The organism is Streptococcus sp. V728 (assembly GCF_052077995.1).
GTDB classification, from domain to species: domain Bacteria; phylum Bacillota; class Bacilli; order Lactobacillales; family Streptococcaceae; genus Streptococcus; species Streptococcus infantis_B.
This window is the reverse complement of sequence record NZ_JBQJJH010000004.1, coordinates 114,483-131,841: the sequence shown is the minus strand read 5'-3', so window position 1 is coordinate 131,841 and position 17,359 is coordinate 114,483. Positions and strand designations below refer to the sequence as shown.

General features: G+C 37.7%; 15 protein-coding genes. 2 read left to right on the top strand and 13 right to left on the bottom strand.

Annotated features, from left to right (window positions below):
• Positions 1-845: 845 nt before the first annotated feature.
• The 4 genes from ACTO1Y_RS07295 to rpmF all read right to left on the bottom strand — a co-directional run bounded on the left by ACTO1Y_RS07295 (position 846) and on the right by rpmF (position 2,488).
• Positions 846-1,070, bottom strand: a complete 225-nt coding sequence (locus ACTO1Y_RS07295) for a helix-turn-helix transcriptional regulator (protein WP_006151257.1) — start codon at positions 1,068-1,070, stop codon at positions 846-848.
• A gap of 2 nt (positions 1,071-1,072) precedes the next feature.
• On the bottom strand, positions 1,073-1,651 hold the full coding sequence (locus ACTO1Y_RS07290) for a DUF3796 domain-containing protein (RefSeq protein ID WP_441348794.1): 579 nt from the start codon (positions 1,649-1,651) through the stop codon (positions 1,073-1,075).
• Positions 1,652-2,140: 489 nt separating this feature from the next.
• Complete coding sequence (rpmG, locus tag ACTO1Y_RS07285) at positions 2,141-2,290, bottom strand: 50S ribosomal protein L33 (RefSeq protein WP_001265622.1); 150 nt, start codon at positions 2,288-2,290, stop codon at positions 2,141-2,143.
• Positions 2,291-2,305: 15 nt separating this feature from the next.
• A complete protein-coding gene (gene rpmF, locus ACTO1Y_RS07280; RefSeq protein WP_000290417.1) occupies positions 2,306-2,488 on the bottom strand; it encodes a 50S ribosomal protein L32 in 183 nt (60 codons plus the stop codon).
• A gap of 215 nt (positions 2,489-2,703) precedes the next feature.
• On the opposite strand from rpmF, the gene ilvD reads away from it, so the two are divergent.
• A complete protein-coding gene (gene ilvD, locus ACTO1Y_RS07275; protein WP_045613736.1) occupies positions 2,704-4,407 on the top strand; it encodes a dihydroxy-acid dehydratase in 1,704 nt (567 codons plus the stop codon).
• A 109-nt stretch (positions 4,408-4,516) separates the two neighbouring features.
• Here the strand turns inward: ilvD and ACTO1Y_RS07270 are convergent, their stop codons facing one another.
• From ACTO1Y_RS07270 to tgt, 6 genes are all read right to left on the bottom strand, one after another.
• On the bottom strand, positions 4,517-7,114 hold the full coding sequence (locus ACTO1Y_RS07270) for a YfhO family protein (protein WP_441348793.1): 2,598 nt from the start codon (positions 7,112-7,114) through the stop codon (positions 4,517-4,519).
• 20 nt (positions 7,115-7,134) lie between these two features.
• Entirely contained in the window at positions 7,135-9,762 is a 2,628-nt protein-coding gene (locus tag ACTO1Y_RS07265) for a YfhO family protein (protein ID WP_441348792.1), read from the bottom strand.
• A complete protein-coding gene (pgfS, locus tag ACTO1Y_RS07260) occupies positions 9,752-10,702 on the bottom strand; it encodes a glycosyltransferase PgfS (RefSeq protein ID WP_303943270.1) in 951 nt (316 codons plus the stop codon). The genes ACTO1Y_RS07265 and pgfS overlap by 11 nt, the downstream gene beginning before the upstream one ends.
• Before the next feature lie 178 nt (positions 10,703-10,880).
• Positions 10,881-11,222 (bottom strand): metal-sulfur cluster assembly factor, encoded by a 342-nt coding sequence (locus ACTO1Y_RS07255; protein ID WP_441348791.1) that lies wholly within the window; start codon positions 11,220-11,222, stop codon positions 10,881-10,883.
• Between the two features lie 117 nt (positions 11,223-11,339).
• Complete coding sequence (locus ACTO1Y_RS07250) at positions 11,340-13,157, bottom strand: acyltransferase family protein (protein WP_441348790.1); 1,818 nt, start codon at positions 13,155-13,157, stop codon at positions 11,340-11,342.
• Between the two features lie 135 nt (positions 13,158-13,292).
• Entirely contained in the window at positions 13,293-14,435 is a 1,143-nt protein-coding gene (gene tgt / locus ACTO1Y_RS07245) for a tRNA guanosine(34) transglycosylase Tgt (protein ID WP_016466286.1), read from the bottom strand.
• 116 nt (positions 14,436-14,551) lie between these two features.
• Here tgt and ACTO1Y_RS07240 point away from each other — a divergent pair, with 116 nt between their 5' ends.
• Positions 14,552-15,409 carry a DUF975 family protein gene (locus ACTO1Y_RS07240; RefSeq protein ID WP_441348789.1) on the top strand — a complete coding sequence of 286 codons (858 nt, stop codon included), beginning with the start codon at positions 14,552-14,554 and terminating at the stop codon, positions 15,407-15,409.
• A gap of 48 nt (positions 15,410-15,457) precedes the next feature.
• Here the strand turns inward: ACTO1Y_RS07240 and ACTO1Y_RS07235 are convergent, their stop codons facing one another.
• The 3 genes from ACTO1Y_RS07235 to ACTO1Y_RS07225 form a co-directional block, all read right to left on the bottom strand.
• Positions 15,458-15,820: a DUF1304 domain-containing protein gene (locus tag ACTO1Y_RS07235; protein WP_441348788.1), complete on the bottom strand. Its 363-nt coding sequence runs from the start codon at positions 15,818-15,820 to the stop codon at positions 15,458-15,460.
• Between the two features lie 10 nt (positions 15,821-15,830).
• Positions 15,831-16,247: a MarR family winged helix-turn-helix transcriptional regulator gene (locus ACTO1Y_RS07230; RefSeq protein ID WP_006151306.1), complete on the bottom strand. Its 417-nt coding sequence runs from the start codon at positions 16,245-16,247 to the stop codon at positions 15,831-15,833.
• A gap of 163 nt (positions 16,248-16,410) precedes the next feature.
• Positions 16,411-17,274, bottom strand: coding sequence for a DUF2262 domain-containing protein (locus ACTO1Y_RS07225; protein ID WP_441348787.1), 864 nt, complete (start codon positions 17,272-17,274; stop codon positions 16,411-16,413).
• Between the last annotated feature and the right edge of the window lie 85 nt (positions 17,275-17,359).

Here is a 17,359-nt window from a genome sequence, read left to right as displayed (position 1 = left end):
CTCTCAAAAATAGGAGCAATAAAAAAATAAATACATTTATTGGTTTAATTATGATATTTGTACTATAATAAAGATAGATAGAGATACTGATTAATAATCAAAGAACAAAGGCTTTACCAGGGCAGATGGATATGTTTGAAAATTAGATAATTACTATTCAACTTAATTATTGGTTTGACAAAATAACGAAAGGGGTACGAGACATGACTATTTTTATTTTAAGAACTACCGTGTTTTGGATTGCTCTTATTTTGAGTCTTTTCTCTGATAAATTGTTCAAACAACATGCAAAAATCGGAAAAATAATTTGCACTATAATAGCATTAATTGCGGCATTGTCATTTCTGTTCTAAGTTATTTTAGGAATACAGGAATTAGTTCGTCCTGTGTTCTTTTTTTCTGCCAAAATGTACATTGATCAAATAAATGACAAGTTGATAAAATTGATATGTAATTTCAAAACAAGATAAAAACGCTCTAGACAATAGGACTAGAGCGTTTTTCTTATGTATTGATTCGTATAGAATGCTTACTTCACTTCTCAATAACATAAGCTCCGAAAACGAAGTTTTGGTAATCTAATGATAATCCATTGTTTGTAAGATTAGGTTATAAGTGTTTATTTCCAACGAAAATGAAGTTTGAATGCTTAATTTAATAGGCTTTTACAGATATTTGATTTTTGTTACCCAAAACCAGGCTTGAAAAAAGCTCGTAAAGCATCACAATTAGTAAACGTTAATTCGAAAGAATTACTATATTTTAAGAGTACATTTTCAAAGGATTTTTCTTTTGTCTTCAATTCCTAATTAATCAATGAACTTAATGCTAGGTCTCGAAAAGAATTATGCTTCCTCTTTCTGTCTGAGTTCAAAGAGGTCTTCTACTTTCAAATCAAAAACTTGAGCAATTTTAAGAGCCATTTCCAGCGAAGGATTGTAACGGTTATTTTCCAAGTGAAGAATTGTCTCGCGTCGCATGCCGATGAGGTCGGCTAACTCCTGCTGGGTCATGCCTGTGGACTCACGAACAGATTTGAGATTCGTAATAATCTTGCTTTCTTTGGCCATGCTTATCCTCTCCGTTCCAAGATAAAATAGACAACCGCAAAGATGAGAATCAAGGCAGCTATGCTAATAAAGATCTGGCCCATGTAAAGAGTGAGAGACCCCATATACCCAATGATAACTGCTAGGATCATCAGTGCGCCTAGGATAAAAACAAACATCAAGCTAGCTGCCTTGGCTAAATTAGCATAAAAGCGTTCGTCTGGAGTTTCCTTGACATTTTTAAAACAGAAAAAACCAAATACACTCACTTCAATAACGAGGCCAATTCCCAAAATCCATTCTCTAATACCAGAGCTTTCACTAGGGGTTGCAACCAAAAACCCTACTGTATAAAAAATGCTTGCTGCAAACACAAGTATCGTGTAAATCTTAGCAGACAAGTCAAAAATAATCTTTCCCTTACCTTTCTGACTTTTATGAGGCCATGGTTTCATATGTAGCCAGCCCCAAATAGCTACAATCTGACTTAACACTGAAATACCAACAATAACTAACTTGGGTCCCCAACTAAGATTAGAACCAAATAAAACAATAAAATCAATAGAGAGAGCTACGGCAATCATTGAAATGAGGCCACGCATTTTTTGACTTTTTTCATGATAGACTCCTTTTTTATGTTATAAATATATAACACTTAAATTTATGTTATAAATATATCACACTTAAATCTAGAAAGCAAGAATTTATGTGTCAATGTGGCAATTATTTGAAAAATTTTTTTAATTAAAGACCTCGCTAGTCAAACAACTAAAGAATTCTTTGAGGCAATGTTTGGATAGTTTCGTTAATAGTATTTGATGATAAAGAATTTTTGGAAAATCTAGATACTGTATGAATCTTTACTTTTTTCTTAGACAGTTATAAAGTCGATCAGAATGAACCTTGTAAATGTATAAGTCAATTCTTACAGACCTAAACTATTCTCCTGTTTAGAATCTATACTTTCCAAACCAGGTCTTGAGAAAAAAGGTAGAGATTGAACTGAAATATAGTGCAATGTATTGAAATTGAAAAAAAGAAAAAACGCTTAAAATCAGCGTTTTTCTTATGTATTGATTCGTATTGAATGCTTACTTAACTTCTGTAAACACAACGTGTTTGCGAAGTTTTGGTGAGTATTTCTTCAATTGAAGACGGTCTGGAGTGTTACGTTTGTTTTTAGAAGTAAGGTACAAGCGTTCACCAGATTCTTTGTGTTCAAGTGTAATATTTACGCGCATGGTATCTCCCTTCTATTATTCAGCTGATGCAGCTTTAGCGATCTTACGTCCTTTGTAGTATCCTTTAAGTGATACGCGGTGAGAACGAGAGTAATCTCCAGTAGTTTCGTCAAAGTTTACAGATGGAGCTGTTACTTTGTAGTGAGTACGACGTTTATTTTTCTTCGCTTTTGATGTGCGACGTGCAGGTACTGCCATTTTGTTTTCTCCTTTTAAGATATAATTCAGTTAGGTTTGATTTTCATCAACTTTAATAGTATATCAAAACTTTTTTGTAAAGTAAAGTTACTTGACAAAAAAAGTTGTATTTTTTTATCGTACACTGTTGAATTGTCTGAAAATTTAAAAATTTTCTTCTGTTATTCATATGAAAATTGTGCTATAATGGAACAAACTGAAATGGGAGGGAACAAATGACAGAATTAGACAAACGTCACCGCAGTAGCATTTATGACAGTATGGTAAAATCACCAAACCGTGCTATGATGCGTGCGACTGGTATGACAGATAAAGACTTTGAAACACCGATTGTAGGGGTCATTTCAACCTGGGCAGAAAACACACCGTGTAATATTCACTTACATGACTTTGGGAAATTGGCTAAAGAAGGTGTCAAATCTGCTGGTGCTTGGCCTGTTCAATTTGGAACCATTACGGTAGCAGATGGGATTGCCATGGGAACGCCTGGTATGCGCTTCTCCCTAACGTCACGTGATATCATCGCGGATTCTATCGAAGCTGCCATGGGTGGTCACAACGTAGATGCCTTTGTAGCTATCGGTGGCTGTGATAAGAACATGCCTGGTTCTATGATTGCCATTGCCAATATGAATATCCCAGCTATTTTCGCCTACGGTGGTACTATCGCCCCTGGAAAACTGGATGGTAAAGACATCGACTTGGTTTCTGTATTTGAAGGTATCGGTAAGTGGAACCATGGTGACATGACGGCTGAAGACGTCAAACGCCTCGAATGTAATGCCTGCCCTGGCCCTGGTGGTTGCGGTGGTATGTATACTGCTAACACCATGGCTACTGCTATCGAAGTTTTGGGTATGAGCTTGCCAGGTTCTTCTTCTCACCCGGCAGAATCTGCTGATAAGAAAGAAGATATCGAAGCAGCTGGACGCGCTGTCGTCAAAATGCTTGAATTGGGAATCAAACCTTCAGATATCTTGACTCGTGAAGCCTTTGAAGATGCCATTACTGTTACAATGGCTCTAGGTGGTTCTACTAACGCCACTCTTCACTTGCTCGCCATTGCCCACGCGGCTAATGTTGACTTGTCACTTGAGGACTTCAATACCATCCAAGAGCGTGTGCCTCACTTAGCCGACCTGAAACCTTCTGGTCAGTATGTCTTCCAAGACCTCTACGAAGTTGGTGGTGTACCAGCGGTTATGAAGTACTTGTTGGCAAACGGATTCCTTCACGGAGACCGTATCACATGTACTGGTAAGACAGTTGCTGAAAACTTGGCTGATTTTGCAGACCTGACACCAGGTCAAAAAGTCATTATGCCACTTGAAAATCCTAAACGTGCGGACGGTCCATTGATCATCTTGAACGGTAATCTTGCTCCTGATGGTGCCGTTGCCAAGGTATCTGGTGTGAAAGTTCGTCGTCACGTTGGTCCAGCCAAGGTATTTGATTCTGAAGAAGATGCTATCCAAGCTGTCTTGTCTGATGAAATCGTTGATGGCGACGTTGTCGTTGTTCGTTTCGTTGGACCTAAGGGTGGTCCTGGTATGCCTGAGATGCTGTCCCTTTCTTCTATGATTGTTGGTAAAGGTCAAGGAGACAAGGTGGCCCTCTTGACGGATGGCCGTTTCTCTGGTGGTACTTATGGTCTGGTTGTTGGACATATCGCACCTGAAGCTCAGGATGGTGGACCAATTGCCTACCTCCGCACTGGCGATATCGTCACCGTTGACCAAGATACAAAAGAAATTTCCATGGCTGTATCTGATGAAGAACTTGAAAAACGTAAGGCAGAAACAACCTTGCCACCACTCTATAGCCGTGGTGTCCTCGGTAAGTACGCCCATACTGTATCTTCTGCATCACGTGGTGCTGTTACAGACTTCTGGAACATGGAACAGTCTGGCAAAAAATAAGCACTATTACAGATTGCTTTATTACTAACCATTCTCAAAAACATACAAAAAGGATGAAGTTCTTAGGAACTTCATCCTTTTCTAGTATCATAGCCGCAGAGCATGTCAGCTATTCTATTTTTTGTTTTTTCCACAAGAAAACGAGTAGAATAAGAGAAGCTAGCGAAAGCATTACTCCAAAGTTTAACCCTGGTGGGCTATAACTCCATACAATCTCATGTTCTCCTTCCGTCAGTGATACACCCATAAAGAAACCAAGCGATTTTTGAACTTCTTGAGCTTGACCATCTACTGTTACACTCCAACCTGAATGGTATGGAATAGTGAAAGTTGCAAAGGATTGCTCACTATTTGTAACATTAACGTGCGCTTTCACTGTTGAATTTGAATAGGAATCAATGGTGATGTCATTTGCTTTTTTAAACTGGTCCAAAGCTTTGGTTAGAGTTGGTATATCGATTGAATAGAATTTAAAACCACGAAGATCCCATTCTTTGGCTTTTCCTTCATCAATTGTAAATGTGAGCGTTTTGTTTAAGTTTCCATTTCCAATCACCCATAATTGATTTTCTCGGAATCGATTTTCATAGGGATAGCCTGATCCGTCTACCAATACTTTTGACTTAATGACTGAACCGGCTTGTCTTTCTGGAATTTCAACAAAGTACAACTTATTGGGTTCAAGAGATAATTGCCATTCAATTTTTACCGGAGTACCCTCTTGAGTAATTGTATATTTATCACCATTTTTCGTTAAATTTTCAACATGGGCTTCTGATACACTTACTTCTTTAAGACCTTCTTTCTCAGAAATCCCCACAACTTGTAACAATTGATTTAAATTATTAACAGGTTTATTCTTTTCAAAACTTACATTTGTTGCAAAATCCTTATTTGTTAAATATCCCAAGGAGAGGGCATATGGATTTTGATAAACAGCAAGGTTCTTTAAGGTTCCTTCTTTCTGATATAAACCACGAATATCCGCAAAGACTTTATTTTCATCGCCACCCATCATAAACCGCGAAAAACCAAACATAGAATCTAAAATAATATTTCGCCCTGTATAGTTTACAACTGATTGTGAGGCAGGAAGTCCCAAGTGACTAAATTCTTCAATTAATGTATGCTCTAAACTCGATGTAAAGTGAGAGGCTCCATTATAATTATAAGCAATCGGGAAATTGGCATGCGACAATCCCTTATTCATCTCCAGACGTGTAAATTGATTTAATTTACTATAACCTTCTTCATCAAAAGCAATCGCATTCTCCATTTGAGTCTTTAAACTAGAATTACTAACGAAAAATGGTACTCGTTTCAGTCCAATAAACGCACCCAATAGTAACTCTACAATAACAACTCCTGTTGCTATTTGTAGTCTTCGAGATAAATCCACCTTTGTTAAAAAGAATGCACATAAAACGATACTATAAATAATAAATGCCAGTATTTTCTGTAATGTTTCTACATAAGAAAGTGTAGCAAGCATTGAGAACAATAAAATTGACCCAAAACCTATAAGAGCTACCAAAAATTCATTAAATCGGAATCCATTTTTCCACTTCATCAAACTTTCGGAAGCTAAGACCAACATAAAGGCATTTGCAATCCAAGAATTTCTAAAGTAGAAACCGACCGGACGTTGCCCCATATGCCAAATTTGATCAAAGCCTTGAATATTGAAGGAAAGTAGTAAAATCAATAATACGAATGTTGCAGATAATTTGCTACGAAGAGAAATTTCTTTTTTTACATAGAAAACAAACAGTCCAAAGAGACCTAAACTTCCAATGAAAAGGTGCGGTAAGGCTTTTGGGTCCCCCCACTCTTTTTCACTAAAGGATCCTAAAATGAATTTCTGAGGTAGTGTTATAAGATCATTTACGATTTTAGAAGACCATTCAAATGTACTTCCTGCACTCGCCTTACTTTCTACCAAGGCACCAAATACTGGTAGTAGCCAGAACATTGCAAGTCCTACTCCAATCATTGCAAACAATGCAACCCTACTAATTTTCAATAGGTAGTCTTTCAAGGAAGCTTTCTTTGAAAAAACAGCATAGAATGCATAGAGAGCCACAAAAAGGCACATCATATACCCTGTATAGAAATTCGTAATCAAGCTGACTGCAAGGAAAATCGGTAATTTAAATGATCGTTTTCCTTCTACGATTTCTTCAATACCAAGAAGAATGACAGGAACGTAAATTAGATTATCTAAAAAGTTGGGATTGAAATGCTGAGATACAATAAATCCACTAAGCGCATAAGATGTAGATAAACCTAATGACAGCCAGTAATTTTTGCTAATACCTTGATATTTCTTTTCAAGAAAATATCCAAACGCCACTCCCATTACTCCAAAGCGAATGAGTGGAATCACATAACTCAAAATATGAAATGTCGAAATTGGAAAAATTACGTATAAAAACGTGAAAGGACTTAAACTATTAAAGCCCCATACACTTGGCATTGCTCCTCCCAGGGATTTAGAAAAGGACCAAAACAGACCGCTAAAATCGCCGCTCCAAAATAGTTTATGTAATCCGATATAAAGCGGAAAATATTGTGAAAGAAAATCTCCACTATGCACCGAATTTTGTGAAAAGGGAGTCAACCCTAAACAAAGGAAGACTCCTAACATACCCATAAATGGAACAAAGAATAGCGAACTAAATTTTAATTTCATTTTTGAAATTTTCATTATAGTCTACTCCTACTATATTAAATCCATTTTTTATAAATTGCAAATCCATAAAGAGAGGTTGATAAAATTGAAATTAGAAAACCTACGACAAATCCATCTGGCAAGTAACTCATTTCAATTGTATGTTCACCTGGTGTAATCTTGTAGGCTAACAAACTATCCCAAACTTTAGCAGTTTCAACTACTTTTCCATCTACTTTAACAGTCCAACCTTTTTCATATGGGATACTGGTCATCATCCAAGTACTGTCATCAGTTATATTCACTGTTCCTTTAAAACTACGATTATCCCAATGAGTTAATTTTATTCCTTGCAGCTGACGTTCTTGAATGATACGATTTGCTAGAGCAGCATTAGAACGAGCCAAGCGCAGTCCAGATAAATTATATTCATTATCCGAATCAATTTCAATCGTTAAATCTGTAGGTTGACCAACTGAATTATGTGCAATTTGAATAAATTGCATTTGTTGGAATTTATCTTGGAATTCATAATTTTTGCCATTTAACATGACACGAATTTTATTTTTGTCTGTATGAGATAATATTTGCGGAATTGCTACCCAATAATCCTCAGCAGATTGAGGTACTAAATGATAGGTAATCGTTCCTGGTTTTGAAGAATCAATACGCTTATAGGTTTCCGGTTTAGACGGATCTACAACTTCCATATTGTCCAATTTCATCTCATTTGCTCCGAGTACAGCTAAATAATTTTCGCTCGTTGCCCCCATAGCTTGTACAATCTTATTTTGATTTTGAATCGGTTGATGATTCTCTAATTTCACATTCACCGTTGCATCATTAACACCATAAGCAATTGGCAAAATCAAACCTGTCTCGAATGTCTTTGTTCTAGCAGCTTCATAAACAGGTGCTTTTGTCGTAATATCTTTACGAGTTACCATGTTTCCGAATACATACAGTTTGGATGTATCAGGATAGTCCTCTTTAAGCACTGGTTTTGGAGTCACTAGATATTTTACTGAGAAGAGCGCATCTTGGAACGGAGTTCCTTGATAGTAGGTCGTTGCATTAATTCCGTTGTTTCCTAAACGGTCAAATAAATCACGTGTACTATTTTCCAGGTTGGAACTGAAAACCGATAGACCCGGATAATCCACCATAAATGGATCATTCTTACTTAAATTGAATGATTTATTAATTCTGTAAAAATCACTGTGGTCAGGTCTAATTGGATTAATCGCTTCCTTTAATTGTAAAACTGCATCGTGATACTTATAAGCGTCTGTATACCCAACTCTTGATTGAACAAGTGCTGCATTAGCTGTTAACTCAACTACAGTCAAAGCAGCTATAATCATCCAAGCTCTTTTTACTTTAGGATAGAATAAAGCTGCAAGCAAAACCACAAAAATCAAAATCGTAGCAAGACGTTGCCAAACTGTTAAGAAAGAGTGTTGTTGTAACTGTACAATAGAAAAGATAACTGCACCGCTAATCAGTAGGAAGCTAGCTTCTCTCTTAGTAAATTTTTCTACTTCTCGTAGACTTAGATAAGCCAAATAAACTAAAAAGAAAGCAATAATCCATGAGAAGCGATAGAAAAATCCAGCAGGATTTTGTCCCATATGCCACAACTTACTTGTAAATTCATGGGCACAAGAAATCAAAAACACTACGAGAACAAAACTTGCTGCAATTTTACTCCATTTTGAAATCTTACTTGAAATAAAGTAATAAAGTGTTCCTAGTAAACCAAAGCTAGCCACATATATATTTGGCAAGTTAGGTCCAGCTGGCCAAGAAGTATTATCAAAAGCTCCTAAAAAGAGTTTTGCTAAAATCTCAAACGGATTGATTTGTAACTTCCAATCAAATCTCAGAGTGCTTTGCAAGCCCCCTTTTGTTGATACCAAACTAATCAGAATTGGGAGCAATACAGCTGATACTATTCCAACAGCTAGTATAGATGCGGCAGCTAATTTCCCTATTCTTGTTAGAATAACCTTTTTATTTCGTAAGTTCTCTGAACGAATAATGTAGAACAAAGCATAAATGACCACAAAAATGCAGGTCATATAACCCATGTAAAATTGTACAAAGAGAGATAAGGCAAGCATGCCAATGTAGCCTCTTGGAGACTTATTATCTAGTACTTGTTCAACCCCAATTAAAACTAATGGAAGCATGATCATTCCATCATAGAAAATTGGGTTCATTTGATAACTAACATTAAAGCCATTAAGTGCATATATGGTGGCCACAATTGGAACCAAATAAGCTTTACTCTTTAATCCGTCATAACGCTTAATAAGGAAATGCGCCATGGTTAACCCCATAGCTCCATAACGTAGGGCGATAATGATAGGAACCACCCATTGGAAGTTTTCCTCAGGAAATAGAAGAAATAAGAAGTTAAACGGGCTCAACAAGTTGAAGCCCCAAATTCCCAACATTCCACCACCAATGGATTTAGAGAAGGAATAGAAGAAACTACTCCAGTCTCCATTTAAGAATAAATGTTTGAAATAAGCATAAAGCCCAATATACTGTGCATTAAAGTCAACTGCCATTAGTGACTTTGTGCCGAAGGGAAAGAAGCCATCAATAGCCCAAGCCACAAACATGATGGCTATAGGTGCAATAAAACTTGCTAGATAGACTTTTTTCTTAGTCGTCATTTTGCTCTCCTTTCACAGTAATGTTCGTTTGGTCGACAAGATAATGTGGACGTTTCTTCACTTCATAATAAATCTTACCGATATATTCTCCGAGTACCCCAATAGAAATCAATTGAATTCCACCAAAGAGAACGACTGAGAAGATTGTAGTAAAGTATCCACTCACGAGTGAATCCGGTACTACGAGATATTGGATAAAGGTCCAAAGAACATAAACCAATGAAATTAATAAACAGAATAAACCAAAATTAATACACATACGTAGAGGTTTATCGTTGAATGATAAAATACCTTGAATCGCATAGTTCAATGAGAACTTCAACGAGTATTTTGTTTCACCTACAGTACGTACTTGGTTTTCATATTCGATGACTTTTTCTTTAAAGCCAATCCAAGCGAAAATTCCTTTAGAAAATCGGTTGTATTCTTGTAATGAAAGGATAGCGCTGACTGCTTTACGGCTGAAGAGACGGAATTCAGATACTCCATCCATTAATTCGATATCCATCATTTTATTAGCAAGTCGATAGAAATGTTTTGCTAAGAATGTACGATGTGGTTTTTCACCTGTGCGTGTGCGACGAGCACTCACGACGTCATAACCTTCTTCATACGCTTTAATCATTTGCGGAAGAAGTGCAGGTGGATGTTGTAAGTCCCCATCCATTAAGATGACAGCTTCGCCTGTTGCATATTCAAGACCAGCAATCGTTCCAGCTTCTTTCCCAAAGTTTCTGCTAAAACTAATATATTTCACGCGAGAATCGCCAGCTGCGATGGCTAACATACGTTCAAAAGTACGATCCTTACTACCGTCATTAATAAAAATAATTTCAAATTCGGCTTTTGTAATTTGATTGATTTCTTTAACCAATTCATCATACATCTTCTGAATCATATTCTCTTCGTTATAAAATGGAATTACTACAGATAATTTCATATCTATCCTACCTTATTCTTTTTATTATAATCACTTCTACTATAATAACATTTTTTTGAGTGAAGTGGTTACTCTTAACAAAAATTTTTGTTTATTGTATGAAATAAATAAACAAAAAAAGAAAAATATAAATCAGGTTTTTAATCCCGATTTATAATTCATCTTATCACTCTATGTTTTATCGTGGTGGCAGTCCAAGTGCTATGCGTCCATAACGACTAATGCGTGTGATCTTCCAAGCCGGAGACCAGGTAACTTCAACCTTTACATCTTCAATGCCATCAATTTGTTTTAAACCTGCTACGATCTCAATCGGCAAACTTTCTGCACAATCACAGGCAGTATCAGTGAAGGTCATGACAACTGTACAAAGACCATCCTCATCTAAATGAATCTCATAAACCAATCCAAGATTGTATACATCTAGCTCTACATCTGTATCATAAACTTTTTCGAGTACTTCAATGATTTGGTCTTCCAATGCTAGAGCACGGTCATTAATCTTGATGTCTTCTCTCATTGTATTCCCTCCATTTTTTGACTGTTCCTATTTTCTCATAATTCTGACAATTTGGCAAGTTTTTCCCAATCCTGTTTAAAGCAAAAAAGTAGAGATAGAATCTCTACTTTTCATTGATTATTTTGATTTGACAGGTTTATCTGCAAGAGATTTAACAGCTGCGTTAATCGTTTCTGCATATAGTTTAGCACCTTCATCCTGCTTAGTAGTATCACTACCAAAGTGAACTTGGTCTGTCCCTTTCCAAATATCTGGATGATCTTTGGCTACTTGATTCCAATCTGCAAGTGCAATATATGGATATTTTTGTGCCAATTCACGCGCATAGCTTGCATACTGTTCTACGTAAGGTTGTGTTTCCTGTGTTGTGTCACCCTCATATGGAGTTACAAGAACAAGCTGATGTCCCTTAGGTAGATTTGTTATCAGTAGATCAAGATCTTCCTTATAATTTTCAGGGTTATTGACACCAGTCGCGATGACTACAATTTTAGGCAAGGCTTTATTCTGACTGTAATTCAGCATCAATGCATTTGCTTGTTTAGTATTTCGACTGATCTGGCCATCAATCTGAGCGTCTGGTAAGAGCTCTTTCAGTCCAGCTGAAGCACGTAAGGTTACAGAATCTCCAATGATAGATACACCATCAGCTATGTTGTAGCGACTTGCTTCTGCTTGTTCTGCCATAGTTTTTGTTCGAGTGATATTAGTTTGAGCTTGATTAAGGCCAGTAACCATCAAATCCGTTTCAAAAGCACCTACTTGTGGAGCTATCAGAATCACAACCAAGGTAATCAAACTAAGAACTCCAACACTACCAGCAAAGATTGGTTTGATGTGAGGAATTTCTTCTGCCATCCGCAAGAGTTTGCTGGATTTCCCTGCAATGAAAGGTTCGATCACATAGAAAGAAAGGGTAGCAAAAAGATAAGAAAAGATGGTCGTTAGAATCACTGCCGGTATATTTCCCACCAATTGAGAGAAAATAATATAAAACGGCCAGTGGAAAAGATAGACGGCATAGCTAGTGTCTGCTAAAAAACCGATAACCTTTGGTTCTTCGATTGTCGGAGTTTTCTCGTGCAACAGTCGTGCTGCAACAATCATCAGAAGCGCAGCTAAGCTTGCCAACAAGAAACCAAATAAATAAGCAAAAAGATAATTAAATTTTACAAAGAAGGTCAATAAGAGCAAGACTCCTAGACCCGCCCCAAAGACTAGTAAGGTTTGTCTCAAATCCAAGATTCTATTCAAACGTTTGAGAAGAGGCGTTACATGACGAACACCTACCAAGGTCGCAAGCACACTTCCTAAGAAGAATGGATAAACATGAGTCAAAGTTGAGAAGTAGAGTGTTGAGTAGGAGCTAACGATAAAGCTACCAATAAACATAGAAAGGAAGCTAACCATAAAGGTCGCTGAGGAAAGTAGGAAAATCATTCCTCGTAGTTGTCCACTTGTTTTTGCTCGCTTGGCCAAGAACCAAACTGCCAAGCCCCACAAAACATAATAATGAACTTCAACAGCTAAGCTCCAGTTGTGAACAAAGAGATGGGGGATAAACTGGGACTCATAACTTCCTCCTGTCAACATTTCATAGAAGTTTGTCATAAATCCAAGAACACCAGCAATCTGGCCACCGATACCTGCCACATAATCTTGACGAACCAAGAAAGTGAAGGGCATAACGACGAGGACCATCAAAACAACCGGCGGAAAAATCCGATAGAAGCGTCGTCTAAAAAATCCTAGGATATCAATTTTACCTTTTTGTTCAAATTCTTCTAATAAGAGAGATGTAATTAGAAAACCTGAGAAGGTGAAGAAGACGTCAACCCCGAAGAAACCTCCTGGGAAAACCGTCTGAAAGAAATGGTACAAGAGTACCAAAAGCAAACCTGTAATCCTAATCAAGGAAAACCATTTAATACGCATACGAGTTTATTCTCCATTCATTAGATTAGCAAAAAAAGCCATCTAATTTTCAATCCATAGTACCTTTATTTTATCAAAAAAAACAGAAAAATCCTAAGATAAAACTTAGGATTTTTAGCTGATATTAAGCAAAATTTAGAAATTTCGCCCAGACTTGTTATATCCATATTTTTCAACAAAATGCTCACGGAATTCCAAGAGATTGTCATCCATAATCGCCTGACGAACCTGCTTCATGAGATTGAGCAAGAAGTAGAGATTATGGTAACTTGTCAAGCGGATACCAAAGGTTTCATCGGCCTTGAGCAAGTGGCGAAGATAGGCACGAGTGTAGTTCTTACAAGTGTAGCAATCACACTCAGGATCAAGCGGTGTAAAGTCCTCTGCAAACTGAGCATTCTTCACAACCAAACGACCTTGACTGGTCATACAAGTACCGTTACGAGCAATACGTGTCGGCAAGACACAGTCAAACATATCTACCCCACGAATCACCCCATCAATCAAGCTATCTGGCGCTCCCACTCCCATCAAGTAGCGAGGTTTATTCTCAGGAAGCAGCTGAGTGGTGAAATCCAAAACAGCGTTCATCTCCTCATGAGTTTCTCCAACTGCTAAGCCCCCGATAGAGTAGCCTGGGAAGTCCATGCTGACAAGATCCTGAGCTGATTGACGACGAAGGTCTTCAAAGCCTGCACCCTGTACAATCCCAAATAAACCTTGGTCATGTGGACGACGATGAGCTTTTAAGCCACGTTCAGCCCAACGGCTGGTACGTTCGATTGATTTTTTCACATAATCATAGGGTTGATAAAATTGAGGGCATTCATCAAAGGACATCATGATGTCTGAACCTAGATTATTTTGTATTGAGATGGCCTTTTCAGGTGAAAGGAACATCTTAGAACCATTAAGGTGATTCTTGAAGGTTACTCCTTCCTCTGTGATATTACGGCTATCCGCTAGAGAATACACTTGAAAACCACCGCTATCTGTCAAGATTGGTTGGTCCCAGTTCATAAACTTATGAAGCCCACCAGCGCGGGCAATGAGTTCATCACCTGGACGAAGCCACAAGTGATAGGTGTTGGATAGGATTATTCCTGACCCCATCTCTTTTAATTCTTCTGGTGACTGAGTCTTGACCGTTGCTTGAGTCCCTACTGGCATAAACATAGGGGTTGGGAAGGTCCCATGTGGTGTGATAATTTCACCCAGACGAGCTCCCGTGTGTTTTTCTTTTTTGATCAAGCGGTATTTGATTGGCGAATCTGACATTTTTTACCTCCGAAGCTGGGAAAGACAGTCCCAGTTCATACTTTGTGCCCAAGGGCATACTGTATGATTCTATCAAAAAAAACAGGAACTGTCACGAACTATGGTATAATGAAAGAATGAAGTACCCAAAAATTAATTTAAAAGAAGTTCGCCAGCAGGCTAGACAATTTCAAGCTGAGCATCCTCGTCTGCTGCTTGTCTTTTTATTGCCAAGTATTCTCTTGATTCTATCGAGCTTTATCAGACCTTTATCCCTTCTCGACGAGGGCATTCTTGAGCAGTCCTTCTTAAGTTTTCTAGGGATCACAATCCAATCTGCTCTCTTTCCGATTGCCGTTGGATTTACAAGCTCCATTATCCTAGCTGGTGCTCTCTTTACTACCATTAATCTTTACAGAATTTCTGAGATGGAGCTTTCCTTTAAAGATAGCCTGTCCTTGCTTGACAACCGCTTCTTTACCCAGACTTTTCTAACTCTCTTACTCAAGCGTTTCTATCTCTTTTTATGGAGCATCCCTAGTCTTTTTGGGGTTTACTTGCTTTTTTATAGCAGCGCCATGGCTCGTAAATTTGTGGAACTTCATCCTGAATTTCCATCTGTTGACGTGACAAATCCAGATATCGAACACTTCCTGCTTACTTTCGCACTCTACTTCTTTGGTAGTGTCCTTGTAATGATTTTGGGAACCATTCTCTATCTGCCACAATATTATGCCTATTCCCAAGTTGAACTGCTCCTATGTGACACCCTTGCAATTGGAATTGCTAAACCAAGTCGTGTGCTACATACCAGCCGCTTTCTCATGAAAGGCTATAAGTTTCAACGCTTCGTCCTTGATTTACAGCTACTTCCATGGTATCTCCTTATCTGGATAAGCTTTGGAATTGCAAGTATCTCTATCTTCCCTTATATCTATAGTAGCCAGATTTTCTTCTATCAAAGGTTACTTGAAATCAAACGCAGAAAAGTTTAATACCAGTTATTAAAAACCAGCACCTTCTATGGAGAGTGCTGATTGTTTTTATTTAAAGAAAAGGATACTTAAGATCGTTAAGATTGCCGGTCCACCTTGCTTGAGAATGATTTTTTTATCTGCAGTTAAGGCACCATAGGTCGCTGCTCCTATGACAAATAAAACAAAGATTATTACGATTTCTAAGCTATGTGAGAAATAAATTCCGTAAATAAGAAACACCCCAATCAAGGCATTGTAAATTCCTTGGTTTTTAAACAGTGAGGTGACAGATGGTCGTGCTAATTCTTCCTTGTTCATATTAAAGACACGGCTGGTTGCGTCTGATTGGGTTGCGATACTTTCCAAATAAAAAATATAAAAATGCTCGAGGGCAACGATAGTTGCTAAGATAGTAGTAATGATTGACATCGTTTTCTCCTTAAAATTCTATTTTTTCTAAACCTGAGACTAGTTTCGTCAGTAAAGCCGTCAGTTTTTTCTGTTCGGCTGTCGATAAGATGCTCTCCATCTGCTCCTTCACTTTCAAGTGATGTCTAGGTGGACTAAGCAAGAGTTGATTCTTGGCTTCTTGGGTTAATTCAACTAAAACTTCCCGCTGATTGACCGGATTACGCTTACGACTGACATAGCCTTCTGACTCCAGTATCTTAAAATGGCGGGTCAAGGCTGCTTGGTCAATCCGTAACTTCTCCTGAACAGCAATTTGGGTACAAGGTGATTTTTGTAGTAAAAACTGCAGGATTTGATAGCGGGTCAAACTAATTCCCAATTGTTTTTCAAAAAGTTGAGTGATGGTCTGATCTGTTAAATGGAGCTGGTACAGTAATTCATGCATTTTTAGTATTTTCTCCTTTTGCAAATATTTGATTTATCAATAATTGACTTATCAAGTATATTACAAATAAATTGACGATGCAAATCTTTTGCTCACTCCGAAAAAGCCTCTTGGTTTCAATCCCAAAAGGCTATTATTTCTATATTCTAGATAAAATCCAGCACTAACCTACCAAATCTGCTCGAAGGATTTCTCCCTCTTTATCGATGACAACTTCGATAGCATGGCCTGCAAAAATTTCCTCGCTATCATCATAGTAGAGAGTCAATTCCCCATCTTCGTTGATCGATAGTTCACTCAAGGAAAGTGAGTTGGTAAAATACTCTTCTGTTAACTCCACATCATTTTCATCTGAATCAATCCAGTCTTGGGCTGTTTCCCACAGTTCTTTGACGATATAGTCTTTAATCTTAGCATCTTGAACTTGGAAAGATCCCATAAATTTCTTTAAATTATCGAAAGAACTTGGAGGAAGACTTTCATCTGCACCCGCATCAAACATAGCATGAATCTTACCGCCTTCATAGGTGATGAAGCCTTCAAACCAAGAATAGGCTCTATTTAGGGTGAACTCCCCAATAGCGTCTCGAATGATAACAGGTTTCTGGTAGGTTTCGATCAAGGTCTCTAACCTAGCATCCGTAGATTGGTCATCTAGGTATTCCAGCAAGCGGTAGCAATTGTTCGCCACTTCTGACATATAAGGCCCTAACTCCATGAAGGGACGTTTTTGACACTTAATGCGGTGAATTTTGTAGGGTTCAAAACTAAAGCCCCAATGCTTTTCTTTAAATTCTTCCGGAGTCAGGAGCCATTCCAAACGTCCTTCAAGTTCAGAAAAGTCCTGAGTTTCGACATTGACACTAGCTTTAAAATGAACGGACGGCATTAGACACCCATCTTTTAAAGAAGCAGCCCCATTTACATTTTGGAGGGTAAAAATCAAGAGTTCGACAATTTCACCACAAAATTCCTGTTCAAAATCATCTCTTGTTTTCTCAAATGGGGGTTTTAATCGGTTTGTCATTCTTATCATCCTTTCGCTCTATGCTTAAAATCGTTAGTATAGCTTTGTATCCGCTTACATTATATCGTGTTTTAGATTTTATTTC